This is a genomic window from Flavobacterium micromati (assembly GCF_900129585.1).
Classification (GTDB): Bacteria; Bacteroidota; Bacteroidia; order Flavobacteriales; family Flavobacteriaceae; genus Flavobacterium; species Flavobacterium micromati.
The window spans coordinates 42,315-61,140 of the sequence record NZ_FQWF01000012.1 but is presented as its reverse complement, the minus strand read 5'-3'; the positions used below and the strand labels follow the sequence as shown (position 1 = coordinate 61,140).

The 18,826-nt window shown below is 33.4% G+C and carries 15 protein-coding genes and 2 pseudogenes; 10 read left to right on the top strand and 7 right to left on the bottom strand.

From position 1 onward, the window contains the following. Positions 1-259: 259 nt before the first annotated feature. Positions 260-418, top strand: a complete 159-nt coding sequence (locus BUB42_RS16490; RefSeq protein WP_170857238.1) for a hypothetical protein — start codon at positions 260-262, stop codon at positions 416-418. Further along, positions 354-1,205 (top strand): annotated as a pseudogene (locus BUB42_RS13100) (class I tRNA ligase family protein); the annotation flags it as partial. The gene BUB42_RS16490 and the pseudogene BUB42_RS13100, both read left to right, overlap by 65 nt. Positions 1,206-1,287: 82 nt before the next feature. Here BUB42_RS13100 and BUB42_RS16145 read toward each other — a convergent pair. The 6 genes and pseudogenes from BUB42_RS16145 to BUB42_RS13070 all read right to left on the bottom strand — a co-directional run. Further along, positions 1,288-1,545 (bottom strand): annotated as a pseudogene (locus BUB42_RS16145) (Txe/YoeB family addiction module toxin); the annotation flags it as partial. Then, positions 1,521-1,733, bottom strand: coding sequence for a DUF2683 family protein (locus BUB42_RS13090; RefSeq protein WP_073021171.1), 213 nt, complete (start codon positions 1,731-1,733; stop codon positions 1,521-1,523). The gene BUB42_RS13090 and the pseudogene BUB42_RS16145, both read right to left, overlap by 25 nt. A gap of 283 nt (positions 1,734-2,016) precedes the next feature. Continuing rightward, entirely contained in the window at positions 2,017-2,565 is a 549-nt protein-coding gene (locus BUB42_RS13085; RefSeq protein WP_073021169.1) for a PepSY-associated TM helix domain-containing protein, read from the bottom strand. Positions 2,566-2,676: 111 nt separating this feature from the next. Beyond that, positions 2,677-5,067, bottom strand: a complete 2,391-nt coding sequence (locus BUB42_RS13080; protein ID WP_073021168.1) for a TonB-dependent receptor — start codon at positions 5,065-5,067, stop codon at positions 2,677-2,679. 253 nt (positions 5,068-5,320) lie between these two features. Beyond that, a complete protein-coding gene (locus BUB42_RS13075) occupies positions 5,321-7,639 on the bottom strand; it encodes a DNA topoisomerase 3 (protein ID WP_073021166.1) in 2,319 nt (772 codons plus the stop codon). 421 nt (positions 7,640-8,060) lie between these two features. Then, on the bottom strand, positions 8,061-8,540 hold the full coding sequence (locus tag BUB42_RS13070; RefSeq protein WP_073021164.1) for a DUF6265 family protein: 480 nt from the start codon (positions 8,538-8,540) through the stop codon (positions 8,061-8,063). 586 nt (positions 8,541-9,126) lie between these two features. On the opposite strand from BUB42_RS13070, the gene BUB42_RS13065 reads away from it, so the two are divergent. The 8 genes from BUB42_RS13065 (at position 9,127) to BUB42_RS16965 (ending at position 17,592) form a co-directional block, all read left to right on the top strand. Then, a complete protein-coding gene (locus BUB42_RS13065) occupies positions 9,127-9,432 on the top strand; it encodes a hypothetical protein (protein WP_073021162.1) in 306 nt (101 codons plus the stop codon). A 977-nt stretch (positions 9,433-10,409) separates the two neighbouring features. Beyond that, a complete protein-coding gene (locus BUB42_RS13055) occupies positions 10,410-10,742 on the top strand; it encodes a PadR family transcriptional regulator (RefSeq protein WP_073021159.1) in 333 nt (110 codons plus the stop codon). Further along, positions 10,742-11,317, top strand: a complete 576-nt coding sequence (locus tag BUB42_RS13050; protein ID WP_073021158.1) for an HAAS signaling domain-containing protein — start codon at positions 10,742-10,744, stop codon at positions 11,315-11,317. Before BUB42_RS13055 ends, BUB42_RS13050 begins: the two co-directional genes overlap by 1 nt. A gap of 63 nt (positions 11,318-11,380) precedes the next feature. Further along, positions 11,381-13,972 carry a carboxypeptidase-like regulatory domain-containing protein gene (locus tag BUB42_RS13045; RefSeq protein ID WP_073021157.1) on the top strand — a complete coding sequence of 864 codons (2,592 nt, stop codon included), beginning with the start codon at positions 11,381-11,383 and terminating at the stop codon, positions 13,970-13,972. 17 nt (positions 13,973-13,989) lie between these two features. Then, positions 13,990-14,721 (top strand): GLPGLI family protein, encoded by a 732-nt coding sequence (locus BUB42_RS13040; protein WP_073021156.1) that lies wholly within the window; start codon positions 13,990-13,992, stop codon positions 14,719-14,721. 33 nt (positions 14,722-14,754) lie between these two features. Next, positions 14,755-15,624 (top strand): ABC transporter ATP-binding protein, encoded by an 870-nt coding sequence (locus BUB42_RS13035; RefSeq protein WP_073021155.1) that lies wholly within the window; start codon positions 14,755-14,757, stop codon positions 15,622-15,624. Beyond that, positions 15,621-17,159 (top strand): hypothetical protein, encoded by a 1,539-nt coding sequence (locus BUB42_RS13030; protein WP_073021145.1) that lies wholly within the window; start codon positions 15,621-15,623, stop codon positions 17,157-17,159. Before BUB42_RS13035 ends, BUB42_RS13030 begins: the two co-directional genes overlap by 4 nt. Continuing rightward, positions 17,152-17,592 carry a thiol-disulfide oxidoreductase DCC family protein gene (locus BUB42_RS16965; RefSeq protein ID WP_073021137.1) on the top strand — a complete coding sequence of 147 codons (441 nt, stop codon included), beginning with the start codon at positions 17,152-17,154 and terminating at the stop codon, positions 17,590-17,592. The genes BUB42_RS13030 and BUB42_RS16965 overlap by 8 nt, the downstream gene beginning before the upstream one ends. A 114-nt stretch (positions 17,593-17,706) precedes the next feature. On the opposite strand, the gene BUB42_RS13020 is transcribed toward BUB42_RS16965, so the two are convergent. Next, complete coding sequence (locus tag BUB42_RS13020) at positions 17,707-18,555, bottom strand: formate/nitrite transporter family protein (protein WP_073021135.1); 849 nt, start codon at positions 18,553-18,555, stop codon at positions 17,707-17,709. Positions 18,556-18,826 lie beyond the last annotated feature (271 nt).

Below are 18,826 nucleotides of genomic sequence, written 5' to 3'. Positions count from 1 at the left end.
TTAAAAAAAAGTAATTAAAATTTGATTTGTAAGTCAATTCGAATGCTGGTGCTATTTATGTTGGTAATGAACAAAAATTAATTGGTCAACTAAATTTGTATTTTAGGAAGAGAACCTACATTGATACAACAATAGTATTGAACTATTGAATCAAATTTTAAAATAAATAAAAATGATTATCCGAAACTAATATTACAAAAAGAGCATTTAAATCAAAGCTACTTTTATGGTTTAAAATAATCCAATAAATAAAATTAAAATGAAAAAAAGAATATTTTCAATACCAAGAAATGGCGAGATGCCTCCGGATTTTGAAGCGGTAACAACGACCGGAAAAATAAAATTTTCAGACTATAATAAAAGGTTGGGAAGTTTCAGTTACTATTCCGCAACCAGAATCGTCAAAAGTGGCGATTGAGTGGTACGAAGCGAAACTACAACAAACACTTTTAGAGATAGAAGATAATTTTGAAAAGTATAGAATTTCCGATGCTTTAATGGCAATTTATAAACTAGTTTGGGATGATTTCTGTTCTTGGTTTCTCGAAATGATTAAACCGGGTTACCAGCAACCAATTGACAGCGTAACTTTTGCGAAGGCGATTGAAATGTTAGAAAACAATATGAAATTATTACATCCGTTTATGCCATTTTTGACAGAGGAAATTTGGCAAATAATCGCAGAAAGAAATGTTGAAGAGGCCTTAATTGTTTCTACTTGGCCAGAAATAAAACCATTTAATGCTGGTTTAATTTCAGATTTTGATAACACAATTGGCGTAATTTCAGGAATCAGAACTATTCGTAAGGACAAGAATATTCCCTTCAAAGACGCAATCGAATTGAAAGTGATCAATAATGATAAAACTTCGAAGTATTTTGATTCGGTTGTAACCAAATTAGGAAACATCTCTACACTAGAATTTGTTTCAGAGAAAGCAGATGGAGCTTTGTCCTACCGTGTGAACTCAAACGAATATTTTATTCCAATAACAGGAAGCATTGACGTCGAAGCAGAGGTCGCTAAATTAACTGCGGAGCTAATTTATACTCAAGGTTTTTTAAAATCAGTTCAAAGCAAACTGGCGAATGAGAAATTTGTGGCAGGTGCGCCAGAGAAAGTTTTGGCAAACGAAATACAAAAAGAAGCTGATTCATTAGCGAAGATTGCAACAATCGAACAGAGTCTAGCTGGATTGAAGTAAATTTTAGATTTTTAAAATATAAAATCCCAATGCTGATTCGTTCAGGATTGGGATTTTTTTGTTTATCAGAATAATGACCGATTGCTGAAATAACAAAAACCATTACCTCATCATTATTAACTTTATAAATAAGTCTATCTTTCTTGTTTATTTCCCTTGACCAAAAACCTAGTAAATGATATTTTAAAGCTTCTGGTTTTCCACTGCCTTCATAGGGTGTTTCAGTTAACTCTTGTAATATTTTAGAAATTTTCTTTATACTAGCTTTATTTCCTGATTTGTGGTGATATTGTAAATGCTCTTCAGCTAATTCTTCTATTTTAATCCTAAACTTCCCCATACGTCATTTGGATCAATCGTTTTATAATTCCCTCTTTTCTCAGCATCAATTATTTTTTTTACAAATTCAGGATTATATGGACTTTCCTCGATTATTTCAACCCCCTTGTTGTTTAAAGATAATAGTTTTGCCAATTCTAATAAAGCTTTCCCAGCTTTTGTACGTTTATTGACTGTTATTGTTGTCATAAGAATTAATTTTACTTTAAGCAAATATACAAAAAAAGGAAACTTTAAATAGTGCTAATAGCTCAAGACTCCTATTCCAATAAGTTATAAAAAAATTGAAGACAAAAAGAAGCCGATTATTTATAAAAATCGCGACAATCGAGCATCACTCAGCTAGGTTAAAATAGATTTTAGATATGTTTTAAAATATAAAATCCCAAAACTGATTACTGCAGGATTGGGATTTTTATATTTGCAATAGGTAATTTTAACCTTTGCTTTTTAACTATTTAGTTTGTGAATTTTACCCCAACAAAAACAAGAAAATCAACGGAAATATAATACCAGCTAAAGCTAATTTCCAACCGCGTTCTTTAAAACTGAATTTACCTCCTTTTATCATTACTGTTCCCGTAAGTGCAATGATTATTAAACTCAACGCAAAAACATCAGAATAATAAATCCAAAAATTAGAAGTGCTTTTATGCAATTTCATCGTTTGGCTGATGATTGGTGTTTTTAAAAAAGTTACCACTTCACCTTTTCCGGTTGCAACATCAATCTCGACATCGTGATTTTCATACGAAATTTTTAGCGTTCCTTTTTTTATATTGTGGCGGCGGAATTTATCTTCAATTCCTAACTTTTTGCCTAAGGATTCGGCAAATTTTTCGTTGATTTTTTCTTCTGCTGGGAGCTTAACTTGGATCGCTTTAGTTTCTGTGGTGTACTTTTCAGGATGCCAAGAATCTCTATGATTCATCAGTAATCCCGAAGCAGCAAAGGAAATAATAAGTCCAATATAGAAATATCCTAAATCTCGGTGTAGATTGCGAAACGTTTTCTTTTTCATTATTAATTTAGGTTTTTGAGTTGGCAAAAATAATCTATTATTTAAAAAATAGTAGCACCTTTTTTCCTCTTTTTAGTGGTTGTAAAAAGATGCTTAATGTTTTAACAAATTTTAAAATTTATATCTTAAAGAAGTCATAACCTGACGCGGTGCAATTGGATTTACACTGTAATTTTCATGTACATTATAATTCAATTCATTAGTAACATTCGATAATTTACATAGAATAGAGAATTTACTCCACTCGTAACCAGCAGAAATATCTATGGTTGTATAATCATTAAGCGGAATTTCTCTATCAAAAACACCGTTCGGCTCAATAGCTTTAAACTGGTTGTTCCATCCGCCTAAACGTTGTCCAATATAATTAGTCGATGATCCTATTGCTATTCCCTCAAAAATTCCTGTTGGCACCGTATAGAAAAAGCTTAAATTAGCAGTGTTGGCCGGTGTTCTGGCTAATCGATCTCCTTCTATAAAACTACCCTCTAATCCTGATGTTTCTGTAAATCGCATATCATTATAACTGTAGCCCGCAATTATATTTAATCCTTCTGTAGGTCTGGCAGTTATGTCTATTTCGACACCTTTACTTTTTGTTGATCCGCTAAGGACTTTTATGCTAGAATCAATATTAGGTAAACCATTTGAATTGAATTCAGCAGTTTGCGCTAGATTGCTATTCTCAATTTGGTACAAAGTAATATTTGTTGTTAACATTCCTCTCCAAAAATCTTTCTTGATTCCCACTTCGTACTGATCAATTAACGATGGTTTAATAACTTTTAAGTCGACTGTTGTTCCTGTATTTGGCGTGAAAGAATTTGCATAACTCGCAAATACTGATAGGTCTTTTGTTGGTTGGTACACTAAACCTAATCTTGGCGTAAAAGCCTGATCGATTCTTTTCGGTGCTTCAATAATTACGGTAGGATTTTTAGATAGATCATTAGTTTTTGCTTGTGCTTCTTGCCACGACCAACGAATTCCTGCTAATACTTTGAATTGATCAGTAAGTGAGATCAAGTCTTGCGCATATATTCCAAAACGGTTCGTGTCTGTTTTCACAATTCTGGTATTTGTACTTTCTGGGATTGCACCACCTTGATTGAAATTTTCAAAGTCAAAAATGTTTCCGCTACCATAAGTATTTGGTGAGAAAGTAAAAGTGTACGCTTGCGCAAAAGAGTTTTCAAAATCTATACCGGTAAACAATTGGTGTTTTACTTTGCCAGTATCAAAATTTCCTTGCAAACTAATTTGTTCACCTATTATTTGTTCTAAATTTCTATTTTGTCCTAATGGTCTTTTCCAATCTCCATTTGCGCTTGGTTGCACGCGTTCTGTTCCTTTCGAATCTCTCTCGTAATTTTGAAATGAACTATTCAAATTTAGTTTCCAGTTTTCATCAAATTCATGTTTTACTAATCCAGAAACGCTGGCTTGCCTCGTTTGACCGTTAGACCAAGTGGCGCCTAGATAAGTGTTTCTAGGTAAATTGGCAATTGTTTTCCCAATGATTCCCGATCCAAAATCGGGGGTCCAATTGTCATGTAAATAATCTCCTTGTAAGATTATTTCTGTTTTTTCTGTTGCTCTAAAAAGTACTGATGGATTAATGTAGTAACGCTCTTTTTTTACAACGTCCCTAAAACTCGCTGAATTTTCATAAGAACCTGTAAAACGGTACGCAATATTCTTGTCTAGTGCACCATAAACGTCAATAGTTGGTTTATAGAACGCATAGCTTCCTAGTTGCATACTGATTTCTCCTCCCGATTTAAATAAAGGCTTTTTAGTAACCATATTCAAAATTCCACCTGGAGCTACATTGCCAAAAAGTAAAGCAGCACTTCCTTTTAAAACTTCAATTCGCTCTAGCGAGGAAACCTCGGGAATCGAACCATTATTAAAACGAAAACCGTTTTTGAACATATTATTAGCCGACATGTCATAACCTCTGGACCAAAACGATTCCTGAGCTCCACCGCGTGCAGATCCAACATAAACGCCATTTACGTTGCGGATTACATCGCTCATTCTTACGGCTTGTTGCTGCTCAATTACTTCCGACCCAATTATCTGGATACTTTGTGGCAAATCAATTGCTTTTATGTTTAAACCGGACAACACGGTTAATTTTTTCTTATTGGGGCTTTGCTTAATTTTGATAACTAATTCTTTCAACGTAGTAATATCCTCAACTAATTTGAATTCTATGAAGTTAGTTTGACTAGCATACACTTTAATTTCTTTAGATTGCCTTTTCATCCCAGCTCCTTCGAGAGTGATGGTGTGACTTCCCACGGGAAAATCATTAAAGTGAAACTCGCCACTATTATCAGTTTCTGTTGTAGCAGCTTTGCCGAGTTTAATTGCGATCTCTGAAAGAGGATATCCGTCAGCTGAGAGTATTTTACCTTTTATAATGCCTGTTTCTTGTGCTTGCGCAAAAATTGATATAAAAAATAGAATGAAAAGAAGTTTAATTTGATTGCTCATAATTTTTATTTGGAATGATTAAAAATAATGATGCAAATATAAAATCTCCTTTTGGATTGACAAAGCTTATTTAGACTAAATATTAATAATGAAAATTTAAACGAATCAAATTATTACAAGTCAATACAATGCAATTAAAGATTTAACATTTTAAATTTGTAAGAAGCCAATGTAGGCTTTGTTGAAGGTCAATAATGGCATCGTAGTTACTATTTTTTAACTTAAATTTACTTTCATAATTAATGATTACTCACTAAATACTTTGTTTGAGAATATTGTGTACTAATTCTTCAGTTGGCTTTTTGTCTGCTAATTTCTCTCGAACCGTAGTAAATGCAACTTTAAAATCGCAACCTAATTTGTAATTACTACATCCATACGCAGCTTTTCCTTTAAGTATTGTTCCTTTTTTACACTTAGGACAAATCATAATGGATCCAGATTTTTTAATTGGAGTAGTAGAAGTGGTTTTTTTTGGTTCCAATATAATTTTGAAATCCTGATCAAAGCGCAGCAAACCTTCCACAAGTCCCGCATCTGTTTTAAAGTCTTTTAAATTAACCGTCGAGCCTTTTTGCAATAAACGCAAATACTGATTTTCTGATATTTTTTTTGTTGCAAACGTATAAGGTAAAATAAAGTCACAACCCGTCTTGTAATTAGCGCATCCAAAAGCCGATTTTCCTTTGATTAGATTCGCTTTTTTACATTTAGGACAGGCTTGCGCCAAAATTCCCTCTACCTTCTTTTTTTCAACGATGACTACTTTTTTATAAACATTTTCAGTGTGTGAAATATTAGCGTGTGTAGTTTCACTTCTTACGTCAGCTACTAATCCTTCTACCATTAGCTTCATATTATTGATAAAAGCAGCGGCGCTATAGGTTCCTTTTTCAATGTCTTTCAGTTGCTTTTCCCAGGTTCCAGTTAATTCAGCTGATTTAACCAAATCATTTTGAATCGTATCTATCAACTTAATTCCCGTGGGAGTTGGTAAAACTTGCTTTTTATTTCGAATAATATACTGTCTCCTAAAAAGCGTTTCAATAATATTTGCGCGTGTCGATGGTCGTCCAATGCCATTTTCTTTCATCAGTTCTCGTAAATCCTCATCATCCACTTGCTTACCAGCCGTTTCCATGGCTCTTAGTAACGTAGCTTCTGTAAACTGATTCGGCGGTTTTGTTTCTTTTTCTAAGAATGAAGGTTGGTGCGGGCCTTTTTCGCCAACAACAAAACTGGGTAAAATATCCGCTTCTTTTTCTTTACTATTGGTACTGGTAACAGTCGAAGTCTCGAAAACAACTCGAAATCCCTTTTTCAAAATTTCTTTTCCAGTAGTTTTAAAAGCAACATCAGCCGCTTTTCCTGTAACCGTAGTGTTCGCCACTAAACAGTCATCGTAAAACACAGCAATAAAACGCTTTGTTATAATATCATATACGAGTTGCTGATTGTATTGCAACTTATTTTGAATACCTGTTGGAATAATCGCGTGGTGATCCGTAACTTTTTTATCATTAAATACCTTTGGAGATTTTTTTATCTTTTTAGTCAATAGCGGTTGAACTAATTCAGCGTAATTAGTCAACTTTTGTAAAATCCCAGCTACTTTTGGATAAACATCATTTGGTAAAAAAGTCGTATCGACTCTTGGATAACTAATCACTTTCTGTTCGTATAGTGTTTGTGCAATTTTTAGTGTTTCATCCGCCGAAAAGCCAAATTTTGTATTGCAATAAACCTGCAATCCTGTTAAGTCAAACAATTTTGGTGCAAACTCATTGCCATTCTTTTTTTCGACGGAGACAATTTCGAATTCACTTTCTTTGACTTTGTCAGCTAAGAGTTCGCCATCTTCTTTCTTTAAAAAACGTCCTTCCTCGTAGTTAAAAAGAATATCTCGATATAGAGTTTGTAATTCCCAATACGGTTGAGGTTTGAAATTTTCGATTTCCTTAAATCGATCTACAACCATTGCTAGTGTTGGCGTTTGCACTCTTCCCACTGACAAAACTTGTTTGTATCCGCCATGTTTTACCGTGTACAGTCGCGTTGCATTCATCCCAAGTAACCAGTCACCTATGGCTCTCGAAAATCCGGCATAGTATAAATTATCATAATTAGAAGATGGTTTTAAGTTTTCAAAACCCTCTTTTATGGCTTCGGTCGTCAGAGATGAAATCCACAAGCGTTTTACCTCGCCCTTGTACTTTGCTTCGTTCATCACCCAGCGTTGAATCAGTTCGCCTTCTTGTCCAGCATCCCCGCAGTTGATGACTAAGTTAGCTTTGTCAAATAGGCTTTTTATGATTTTGAATTGCTTTTGGATGCCAGAATTCGCGACGACTTTAGTTTCAAACTTATCAGGTAGCATTGGCAAGTTGTTTAAATCCCAACTTTTCCAATGCGCTTTGTAATCATTAGGTTCTTTCAAAGTACATAAATGCCCAAAAGTATAGGTCACTACATAACCATTGCCTTCAAAATAGCCATCGTGCTTGGTATTTGCACCTAAAACAGAAGCAATTTCACGCGCAACACTTGGTTTTTCAGCAATACAAACCTTCATTTTATCATTTGTTTAATGTCGCAAAGTACCATATTAGAAATTGAAATCGAGTGTAAATCATGGTGAGTTATAAACGAAATATATTTTTTAGGTTTTTTTAGGAGCAGAAAAGTTATTTATTCGGTGACGATTCGTCCTGCTTTACGCTGTATCTCTTCGCTGCGCTTCGAGGATGCCACTTCAATCAGGGCTAATTATCGCGACTTAATTTCAGGACTAAATCTTAGAAATAAAAATGAATTCTTTAAGAATTTTTCTAAATTTGACGATCTAGAAGCAATTATTTTCACAAGCATAAGAAAATATTTTGTTTACTTAAAGTCAGAAATATTTTTTAAAAAAGTTCATGATAATTTTTATAATTCGTGTCTTTTTGAAAATTAAGTTTTGGTATTATTTTTTGACAAAAAGTACAAACAATTTATTTTAATTTTACCATTGTATATTTTTCAGCACTTGGTTTACCATGCTGAATGCCTGAAATTTCAAGAATCACATTATTTTTTGACAATTGCTTGTAAATGATTTTTTGAGGATAATCATTTTTTAAATTTTCAAAAACGAGTTGCTTTTCTTCTAGAACTTTAAGATTAAAAGTAACCGGCTTATCGTTTTTTTGTCCTTTTGTAATAGATTGATACGTCAATTCTTCCGCTTTTTGCTGCAGCGTTATCGCTTCAAAATGTAGCGTATCTTTATTTTTAATAAAATAAGAGCTACCATGATAAGTGCTATCATTTACTTTCGTCCACGATTCAGTAAGCGTTCCGTCAGCTGATTTATTTTCCCAGTTTCCCAGTAAGTCTTTTGCTTGGTTAATTTTATCTTTTTCCCCAGCGCTAGCATCTTTACAAGCTACAAAACTAAGGACAATTAAAGAAACAACGATAGTATTTTTCATCTGGATGGTGTGCTAACTATTATTTTGAAAGCGATGCAAAATTATGAAAAAGACTCTAATGAAAACAAAAAATAATCGAGCTGTCAAATTAGAATGTTTAGAACTTATTTTATTTGCAAATAATCTGGATTGCACAAGTATATTTCGGTAAACTCAAAGTTGAAGGTTATCATTCTTACTATCAATTTCCTTTCCGCGTTATGCATATATTCTCTTGAAAGGCTCCAACTTCAGATGAACAAAAAATTCAAATCAAATATTAATGTATTAGAATTACTCTAATTGGAAGCTTGTACCAAATAGTCTTTGAAATTACTGTCCTAATTTTGTCAAATCGAGCGCAGTCGGGATTAAGAGCGACTTACAAATAACGTTTCGTGTTTCATTATTATCATGCCAAGACGCTCGACCTGACAATTTTCAATTCTTTTTAGCTAAAAATTCAAAACATAAATGGTACAACTATCCTATTTTTGTCAAATCGAGCGCAGTCGAGATTACGAGACCCTTACTAAAGTTTCATTCCTCTTTTTTAGGAACCAATAGGGGATATTCCTTTTTTTCTCCCAATGTGTCCAATGAATACATGAATTTAGTATTTATGGCCAATGGGAAACAGATAGACATTCCACTAAGTTCCTATGAAACTGCTTTAAAGTTTAAAACCGCGCGTTTCTTTTTTGAATCGAACTTCAAGGACAATGAATTTAGGAATACAATATTGAAATCTTTTTCCAAATGGTATTTTACCCATTATAATGAAATTGATAAAATCGATGTGTACTTTGATTTCTACAAATTCAAATCATTGCAAGACCTAGAAAAAAATGGTTACAATGTTGTAAATGAAAAAATACACGGTTATACTGTAAGCAGAAAAAACAGAAGTTAATTATGACAACTACTAAACTGAACAAATTCTTATTTGAGAGTAGTGAACATTTTGGGAAGAAAATCCATTATATAAGGGCTATTTGTATTTATTGCATTATTAACATTACCATGATTTCCCCTGATATGTACGAAATATTCAGTAGCGATGGTTTTGTTCAAAAAGAAATCAATGATAAGTTCATAGAATGGTATCAGCCAAGGATTTCATGGATTACAGAAAGCCTGCAATTTTTAAACTTTCGTGAGAACACAATCATACTAGCCTTATTCTCGATTTATCTGTTAAGCTTCATACTGGTTTTTTTACGATACAAGCCCCTTGTTTTTTCTTTAGTGTCATGGATTGGACATTTAATACTAATTAATTCTAGCTATCTTTTTTCATACGGTGCGGACTACTTTATTTCATTCTTATTGTTTGTGAACGTTATGTTTAACTTAAGTACAATTTTGAATGTCAAATATGGTAGTTTGTTATACAGCTTTACAATTCGGTTCGTCTAAATACATTTATGCCTTGTTTACTTCTTTGTAGGATTTGGCAAGACACTTGGCATGGATTGGTTTGATGGAAATGCAGTATGGTTTGTCATAAATAGATTTTCTCCGGAATTTATTGGGATTGCAAATGTACTTGCTGAATATCCAATGATATATAAGGTACTATCTTTTGCTGTTTTGATAGAATTGTTATACCCCTTTTTAATTTTTGTTCCTAAAATTCGCAATTGGATGCTTGGTGTAATTCTTTTATTACATGTTTGTATAGCAGTTCTAATGAAGTTTTATATGTTCGGAGCCATAATGATAGTGTTAAACTTAATTGCTTTTGGGCATTATTATAGTTTAAGTAAGTCATTTAAAAGAATAGAATCGATTTTATTTGGAAAAGGGCGATTAATTCTTCATAAATAGTAAATAAAAAAAACACCTTTATACATTGTATAACAATGTATAAAGTATTATATTTGTGAAATGGAAGACGATTTTGTCAGAAGATGGGAGTCTCAGGTAAAAAAAGGCACTTTAGCTTTTATACTCCTGAACATACTTCGAGATAACGAGTATTATGGTTTCGAACTTATGGAGCAGACAAGAAGGCTCACGGATATTCAAATAGCTGAAGGGACGCTCTACCCATTGATGAACAGGCTGAAAAAGGAAAATCTTGTCAGCTCCAAATGGGTAGAACAAGAATCTGGAATTCCGCGAAAGTATTATAAACTTACTGGCAATGGGATTTCAACATTAAAGATAATGGTTGAATATTGGAAGAAGCTAGAAGAGTCAATCGATAAAATAATTTAATGAAAAAAATAAATTTTCAAGATAAATCAGCTGAAAAGATATACCACAGTTATATCAGAAGAATTGACAGAACCCTTTCTGTTTTGCCGAAAAGTGATAAAATTGATTTACTTATGGAATACAACAGTCATATCTACGAAGGACTCCAAAGTTACGGACATAAGAGTGAGGTCGAACGTTTGTTACAGATTACCCAAAATTTAGGCGATCCGGAAGTGTTTTTAAAGCCTTTAGTTGCAGAGCGAAAGTTAATACAGGCTACCAAAACGTTCAACCCTAAACATATTTTCCAGGCAATTTTCCTGAACATAGGTAATGGCTTTGTTTATTCACTTTTCGCTTTACTATACCTATGTTTATTCTCATTTTTGTTTTTAATAATAACAAAGATTTTATATGGAACTCAAGTTGGACTCTACATTAATGATGGTAAGTTCGTTGCTCTAGGAATTCTCGATGTCGGACCGGGGGATATTGAGGTATTAGGGAGTTGGTTTATACCCGTTCTGTTAATTAGTATGGTGCTATTGTATCTGTTAATTACATTTTTGTTAAAGGCTATGAAAAGGAAATAGCTTTTTTTATCTAAATACATCGTTATACAATGTATAATGTAATAAAAAATAATAGTTAAATTTATGAAGCTTGTTTTATCACACATCGTCATTTTCTTTCTACTTCTACCACTGTCAGTAGTTTTCGGGCAAACGTTTGAAATAGCAGGCCTCGTGAGCAATTTGCAAGATGACCCTGTGGCTGGCGCAACAATAGTTTTATACGAACAAGACAGTACCATAATCGGATATACCACAACCAACGAAATTGGAGCCTATAAGCTAAACAAAAAAACTATGCACGGGTATTTCTTAGAAGTAAGTCAACCTAGATATATTACAACTTATCACACCATTACGTCTGCCCAGGCTTCCAAAGATAAATTAACTATCAACTTTAAGTTAACGGAAAATGTAAATCAATTGGACGAAATAATATTGATTTCTCCCAACATCCCGAAGGACACGGTTAATTTGGATCTGGAAAAGCTGAATCTTTTCGAAGATAATAATTTGAAGGAAATTCTAGAGAAAATACCCAATTTCAAGATAGGCGATAATGGGAGTATCATTTATAATGGAAAGGCAATTGAGAAAATTTTAGTTAACAACAAAGCTTCTTTCATAAATCAAAATACAATAGCACTTGAAAGTATAGAGAAAAAAATAATTGAAGGTATAAGTGTAATTAATAATTACCAAGGAGATTTTACCCTGAATTTCAAGGAAAGCCAAGAAAGCGTTCTTAATATCGCTACTTCCAATCTAAACCAAAATATTCTAACTGGTTCAGTAACGGCAAAATATGGCATTGATGCCAAGTATTCCTTTTATGGCAGGTTATTTCTTTTTTCCAAGAACATAAATACATTTTTAAGAACGAACACGAATAATATTGGGGATATTTCTTTTAACTATGATGAAATAAACAAGCTCATCGGAAATGGCCAACCGCTTTCTCCATATATGATACAAGGGTTGAACACATTGTTTTCTTCCAATGAAAACTTGGCCAAGGACTTCTTAACAACTAGTGATCTGACTTTTAGGAAACAAACATCTAACCTAAAAATATCAGGAACTATATACCATATAGCTCCCAACAGAACCGAGAGCCTTTTCAAAAGTTTAACAACCGTTGATAACAGGGCATTGCTCAGAAGCGAAATCGAAGGCATTTATAGATCTAATGCTATTATTGCGTTGTTGTCCGCTAGTACAAAAATTTCTACTAATACCATAGCATCATTTGATTTTCACTCCAATTTTACAAATGTTGAAAACACCAATAGTTCAGAAAATCAACTGATCCAAGAAAACAGAAAGAGCAGCACACTTGCAAAAAACGATAATAATGTGCTAGCAAATTTTGGAAAGTTTGGATTGGCCAGTAAGTTATCGAAAAGTATAATTATTAAGACGGCCTTTAGCGGTTTTTATGAATTTGATAGATTATTCAATGGGTTCAGCGTGAATGACGATGTAATTATAAATTCAGAAGATCAGAAAAATAAATTCAAAAAACAAGATTTGACCTTCTCCTTTGATGTGGATATGAAGCTTTCAAATTATTTTATGCCGTCCATTTCCAGCGACTTTAAGGGTGTAAACGAGAAAATTGATATTGAATTCACACCGACCACACAAATTAAAAGACACATCAACGATTACTCAACCTCATTGGCATTTTACGGGGACAATATTTTTAAAAAATTTGATTACGAATTTAAAATAGGTATCAACACCCTGAAAACAGAGGTTTCTAGTTTTCAGAATAGTTCCCGTTTGTTCTATCCTATTGAGTTCAATCTAAATTACGAAAGCAGGTTAAATCGCCTCTTTTTTGACTATCGCCGTAAAGCCGTGTTCAATGATTTGGAATCTGGAATAAATACGATACAGCCCTTCAACCAAGTTGTAATAGGTAACCTTGAATTGCCCTCGATTCTCGGCAGGGTCGATCATCTGGAAATTGGATACAATTACAACAACTTATTTGACGGAACGACTTTCTCTATGGCATTGGCATATGATGATGCTCGAAATGAACTTGCCAAGGGTTTTGTGGCTCAGGAAAACGGAATTACCACCTTATCCTATTTTGCCACAGACATCTCGGAGAGCTATCAATTAAACGGTAGTTTCTCTAAAACCTTTTTACAGCAAAACTATCCTATCAAACTTGACTTTCAAGCAAAAGTAAAAAAATCAAATATTCAGATTGACCAAAATGGGCTAACGGCTTTTTCAGAGGGTATATCTCCCTCATTAAAAATTGAATCGATTTCGAAAAATCTTTTCAATTTCAGAATATCATCACGGTTTACCTATAATGAAGATATTATTGATGATTTTGCTTTCAAATCCACTTTCCTTAACAATTCATTAGCATTAATGGTCAAAAATGAAAAATGGTACTCAAAATTGTCCTTTATTCAAGAGTATAACGTACTGAATGAAGAAGTATTCAAACGCTTCAATATTAATTTCAATATGACTTATACAATTGGGAAAATGATTTTAAGTCTGGACGGTAGACACCTAGAGGAGCTATTCGCTTTTATCGACAACACAGCATTCAATTCCCAACTATCACTTCAAAACGGATTAGTTTCAAACCTAGTTCGTAATGCATCTTTAAATTATTTAATAATAGGAATCAAATATAATCTTTAATCTTAAAATCAATTATAATGAAAAATTCAAAAGTATTGCTCGCAATTTTATTAAGTATCTCTTTTATCCATGTCGCCAAAGCGCAACAAAGTGAAAAACAAGTTTTAAAAGTTTCTTACGTAACCAACAATGTTTCCGATTTTATGATAGGAATGTTGAAGAAGCAGATTACCGACCCCGAAAAATTTTCAGGTGTTCTCAATGACATCTCGAAATACAAAATGTACCATTCGCTTTACCATAATTTAAAAACAGGGGAGTCCGTTTTCGTTCTTGACTCGATTCACGAGGTAGATGGAATCAGCACGGTTGGGAACGTCAATTTTACAATAAAGAACAAAGAGGGTGTCATTCATGGTCTGGAAACATTTATGGGTAAAGAATTTAGCTTTGAGGGAAAAGCTAATACGCTAAAGTGGAACATTACCAATGAGAAAAAAGCAATAAATAAATACAAAGCCAGCAAAGCTGTTTTGGTAGACAACCCAGAAATATATGTATGGTTTACAAAGGATGTACCCGCTAATGCCGGACCCTATATGTACAGCGGTTTACCCGGTTTGATATTAGAGTACAATGAGTTATTCCAAACCGCATCAGCATCCGCGATCCAATACCAAGATCTTTCTGAGTTTAACAAAAAATATTCAAAATTCGGAACAAAAAAGGTGAAGGCCGACGAGACTTTGGTATCCGTCCTCTCTAAAAAGTTAAACTTCAAACAAACGGCGGAGCAAGGGAATAATTAATCTGCCTGCAACGTAAATCTCTAAAACTGCATTATGATCTTAGAATTAAACAACGTAACCAAAAGTTACTCTAAAAATAATCTAGCGCTGGACAATTTCTCCCTAAAAATCCAAAGGGGTGTACTTGGGATTCTAGGCCCCAACGGCGCAGGGAAATCTACGTTGATAAAGCTGCTTTCGACAATGGAGAAGCCGCTGTCTGGGAATATAATCTATAATGGTATAAACATAGTTAAAAAACCGGATTACATAAGAAAGGATCTTGGATATCTACCGCAAGATTTTGGTACTTTTAATAGCTTGAACGCCTATGAGTTCCTTGAATACGTTGCTGCGCTCAAAGGGTTGGCCGGCAAGGGGGTCGAAGGTAAGATAGACCATATGTTGAGGGAACTTAATTTATCTAATGTAGCAAAATATCAAATAGGAACATATTCAGGAGGAATGAAGCAAAGGCTTGGGATAGCCCAAGCCTTGATTAACAATCCAAAGGTTCTGATTCTTGATGAGCCGACAGTTGGTCTCGATCCAGAAGAGCGCATACGGTTTAAAGAGTTAATCTCTGATTTAGGAATGGACAGAATCGTGATTATTTCATCCCATATTGTTTCGGATATTGAGAGTGTTGCAAACCAAATAGTTATAATGCAAAATGGTTCAGTCCTCAAACAAGGCAATCAACTTGAATTACTGGAATCCATGAAAGGTATGGTTTTCGAGCTTTTTATTGCCCATGATAAGTTTCTTGATTTTAAAACCAAAAACCTAGTTGTAAGTTCAGTAAGAGAACAAAACGGGCATAGGGTTAGGTTTATTGAAAAAATTAGCTCCAACGAAGGGATAAAAGTTAATGCAACACTTGAAGACCTGTATATCTATTTGACCAAAAACCGATTATTATGACTATCTATTTCAAAATAATTAAGGCTAATTTTTTTCAATTTGTGAATGGTCGTACATTCTTTATCTTATTGGTCGCTAGTATATTCGTTGCAATCAGCTTTATCCCTCCACCAGAAGCAAATTACACGACAATGCGTTTTGGTTCATATATCGGAGAGTATAATGTTCAATGGGTTGGTACGGTAGGTGCTATTATGGCCAGTATATTCCTTTCGTTTTTTGGATTTTTCTTTGTCATAGGAAGTATTACAAAGGATTTTTACACTAAGGTTGGGCAGATAATTGCCGCAACTCAGATATCTAATTTTAGTTATCTCTTATTAAAAGCGATCAATAATTTTCTTGTATTGTTAGCTATCTTGTTTATCGTATCAGCTACAACAGTCGTGATTTTCTTTTCATACAATGAAGGCCACGACTTTAATTTGTTCACTTTTTTAAAACCATATATTTATATTACTGTTCCTTCTATTTTTTTTATTGCTTTCTTAGCGGTAATCATCGAGATTGTTTTTCCTAAAAAGGTTTTCTTACAATATATCGTTTTCTTCTTTTTTTTCTGTCTGATGCTCTTTGATACATCTTCAAGTCAGAGCCCTTTTTTTTTAGATTTTTTTGGAATAAAAAGCAGTACGGAAATGATGCATAATCAAGTTTTGAAAAAAACCGACGATTCTCGAACCACTTTGTCTTTAGGATTTATAGCTGGAAAAAAGAATGTCAATAAAAAAATAGTATTTGATGATCTGAATTTTGATTCGGTCTTTATCCTAAAAAGAAGCTATTTAGCGTTGTTCTTTTTACTTGGTTTGTATATTTCATCAATTTTCTTTCACCGTTTCAATCTCGATAAATACGAAAGGGAAGAAGTTGACTTAGTGCCCACTCAACAGGAGAGTGCTGGGTTTCAGCTCAACGCCGTAATGGTGGCCACTGCTCCCTCCTTTAAAATAATGCCGCTGGTTTTTTCTGAATTATTGTTAATTGTGAGAAAAAATGAAAATTGGGTATCAGGTCTGAGCCTCATTGGAATCGTAGCCATTTGCTTTGTGCCGATCCGAATTGCTCATGGTTACCTGTTGCCATTATTATGGCTATTACAGGTATCCAGCATTTCCGAATTAATCTTAAAAGAAAAAATAAATAGAGCAAAATACCTAACATCAACTTCCGTTAATCCGATAGGTAGAGCTTTCACGGCAAAAGTATTATCTGGAATAATCCTAGTTTTTTCATTTGCTGTTCCTTTAATCTTCAGGTACTTGTGGCAGGGAGAATTTTATAAAATTTTAGGTATTTTATTTGGAATAGTTTTTATCGTTTCTCTATCCATTCTTCTGGGATTAATCACCAAAACCCAAAAGACTTTTGAGATTGTATTTCTTTTGTTGACCTATTGCAACCTTAACATGATTAGCGGACTCGATTATTTGGGTGCGTATCACGATACCTGGGATTATGCTTTAATAATGTTCTTTTTGACATTCCTTATATTATCGTTCTCATATTTACTAAAATACTTACGAAATGAATAAGCGCAAAGTCCAGAATCTCATCAATTCCTATATTCTCATCATCTATGACGGTTCATGTGGATTTTGTAATCAAAGTATACAATTTGTTCTACAGAACAAACCCGCATCAAATTTAAGATTTGTTTCATCGCTGTCAATGACAGGGGAAATTATTTTAGACCATTTAAGAATTCAAGGTATACAACAAACGATAATACTGGTTGAAGATGGTAAGGTCCTTTGTAAATCAAGAGCAATATTCGGAATAATCAAATATTTAAATAGTAGGTGGAAATACATTAAGGTATTATCGGTTTTTCCATATTATTTTTCAGATTCCATTTATGATTTTATTTCACAGCATAGGTACAACTATCATGTCTTTGTCAAATCGAGCGCAGTCGAGATTACGAGTGACTTACAAACAAAGTTTCGTGATTCATTACAATCATGATGAAGTGCTCAACCTAACAAATTTGAATTCTTTATAACAATAAATTCAAAACATAAATGCTATTATTTTCACACTTGATAATCATAAATTATAGTTTTAGCACAATTTTATTGCTTACTTCTCGGAATAATTAGATTCGAATATTCTGTATTTGAAAAGTCCTACCACGATAGCGCCACCAATTGCGTTGCCCAGTAAAGCCAAAACTAAAAACCACAAATAATCCAATAAAGTGATTGCATCCGAGTATAAATAAGCGCCAAAAACCTCAATATTACCGACAATACTGTGGTGAAATCCTCCAAAACCAATAACACCAGTAACTACAAAAATTAAAAATATTCGGGTGATGGAATTTGTCGTACTGTTTAATAACCAATTCAATAAACCCATTAACCAACCGGCGACGATTGCACTTAAAAATAAAACCCAACCTTCATGGTGAACCACATGCGTGCCTATACTGACCATGGTTTCATGCGTAAACAATTTTAAACTTGGTCCTAATAATCCAATAAACAAGGTAAATAATATTCCTCCAACAACATTTCCTAAGATTACTAATGCCCAAATACGAAGTAAATCCCAAATAGATTGTTGACCGTTTAAAACCGGTAATGTCAAAACAGATGTTTGCTCTGTAAACAAAGCCGACTTACCTAAAATCACGAAAATGAATCCTATGGGATATACAAAACTGAACATTTTGAAAATAGTGGTTTCCTCGTATGTTCCTGTTAACAAATAGTAAAGTGTGCACAACAAAAAATAACTAAATCCTATCTCAAGCCCAGCAATCAGTGCGCTCAAGGTAAGTGCTTTACTTTTTATTTTAAAAATTTCTTCTCCTTCATGAATGACTCTGCTTAGAATATCGCGATACTCACTAACTCCATCAATTTCTTCGGATTTTTGCTCTAGTTCTTGCTGGTATTTTTCTTGTTTTTTTTCGTCTGGCTGCATATAAATTTTGTTAAAGTGCTTTACTCTATTTTTTTTTGATTGTTTACAATTGAAATATTTGATTTTTGTATTATAACCTCGACTTAAATAGCTATCAATATGAAAGATAGGAAGTTAATTTAACTTATTTGATTATTCATCCTTTTTTAGCTGTTTCCTAATTTCTAATCATGATCTTCTTTGGATAAATTTTGTTAAATTTGACTTGAAAGAGAATTTTCTAAATTGAGATCTTCTTTGTTTAAAATATTAATTTCAAAACCTTTATATT

Coding starts and splice junctions, on each gene's coding strand:
- BUB42_RS13035 (WP_073021155.1), top strand. CDS start 14,755: ATGATCTTAGAATTAAACAACGTAACCAAAAGTTACTCTAAAAATAAT.
- BUB42_RS13065 (WP_073021162.1), top strand. CDS start 9,127: ATGAATTTAGTATTTATGGCCAATGGGAAACAGATAGACATTCCACTA.
- BUB42_RS16965 (WP_073021137.1), top strand. CDS start 17,152: ATGAATAAGCGCAAAGTCCAGAATCTCATCAATTCCTATATTCTCATC.
- BUB42_RS13070 (WP_073021164.1), bottom strand. CDS start 8,540: ATGAAAAATACTATCGTTGTTTCTTTAATTGTCCTTAGTTTTGTAGCT.
- BUB42_RS13040 (WP_073021156.1), top strand. CDS start 13,990: ATGAAAAATTCAAAAGTATTGCTCGCAATTTTATTAAGTATCTCTTTT.
- BUB42_RS13090 (WP_073021171.1), bottom strand. CDS start 1,733: ATGACAACAATAACAGTCAATAAACGTACAAAAGCTGGGAAAGCTTTA.
- BUB42_RS13030 (WP_073021145.1), top strand. CDS start 15,621: ATGACTATCTATTTCAAAATAATTAAGGCTAATTTTTTTCAATTTGTG.
- BUB42_RS13080 (WP_073021168.1), bottom strand. CDS start 5,067: ATGAGCAATCAAATTAAACTTCTTTTCATTCTATTTTTTATATCAATT.
- BUB42_RS13045 (WP_073021157.1), top strand. CDS start 11,381: ATGAAGCTTGTTTTATCACACATCGTCATTTTCTTTCTACTTCTACCA.
- BUB42_RS13020 (WP_073021135.1), bottom strand. CDS start 18,555: ATGCAGCCAGACGAAAAAAAACAAGAAAAATACCAGCAAGAACTAGAG.
- BUB42_RS16490 (WP_170857238.1), top strand. CDS start 260: ATGAAAAAAAGAATATTTTCAATACCAAGAAATGGCGAGATGCCTCCG.
- BUB42_RS13075 (WP_073021166.1), bottom strand. CDS start 7,639: ATGAAGGTTTGTATTGCTGAAAAACCAAGTGTTGCGCGTGAAATTGCT.
- BUB42_RS13050 (WP_073021158.1), top strand. CDS start 10,742: ATGAAAAAAATAAATTTTCAAGATAAATCAGCTGAAAAGATATACCAC.
- BUB42_RS13085 (WP_073021169.1), bottom strand. CDS start 2,565: ATGAAAAAGAAAACGTTTCGCAATCTACACCGAGATTTAGGATATTTC.
- BUB42_RS13055 (WP_073021159.1), top strand. CDS start 10,410: ATGGAAGACGATTTTGTCAGAAGATGGGAGTCTCAGGTAAAAAAAGGC.